This window comes from Anaerophaga thermohalophila DSM 12881 (genome assembly GCF_000191885.1).
Classification (GTDB): domain Bacteria; phylum Bacteroidota; class Bacteroidia; order Bacteroidales; family Marinilabiliaceae; genus Anaerophaga; species Anaerophaga thermohalophila.
Window position 1 is genome coordinate 1 of sequence record NZ_AEWI01000112.1, and the last position, 489, is coordinate 489.

At 45.4% G+C, this 489-nt stretch carries 1 protein-coding gene; it reads left to right on the forward strand.

Features of this window, described 5'->3' with window-relative positions; genetic code table 11:
- Positions 1-194 (forward strand): hypothetical protein (locus tag ATH1_RS21995; protein ID WP_044115509.1); only part of this gene is annotated, 194 nt, incomplete at its 5' end.
- Between the last annotated feature and the right edge of the window lie 295 nt (positions 195-489).

Below are 489 nucleotides of genomic sequence, written 5' to 3' on the forward strand. Positions count from 1 at the left end.
CGATTTTAACTATTAAAAAGGCGCGGTGGCCTGTCCGCTTTCCGGGCCGGCGGATGACGGGAAGCCAAAATGGGCGACGTACATGGCCTTGCGCAATGGCCGAAAATTTTGGTTTTCGCGGGGAGACAGGTTTAAGCGGACCAGACCTTTTTGGTTCTTTTTTGGGCAATGCCAAAAAGAACGATGGAAAATAAATTTGAAACAGGCTGCTGACTTTTTCAGCAGCCTCTACTTACAAGGGCATTTGTAGTCAATGAGGGGAAGTTCATTCTACTCATCCGTTGAAGACTTCCGGGGCCACAGGGGCGGCACAGGTACAGTTTGGGCCGCGGGTCAATACACTCGAGCTTCAACTGAATTATGGCTATGGTTGTGATTATTCAGGTGAAAAAGGTTTTGTACAAGTGCTGACAGAAATCTAAATTATTAAAAAGAATAAGTAATCGGAAAATTCGGTTATTAAATTACCCGGCAATCAGGAAGTCACAT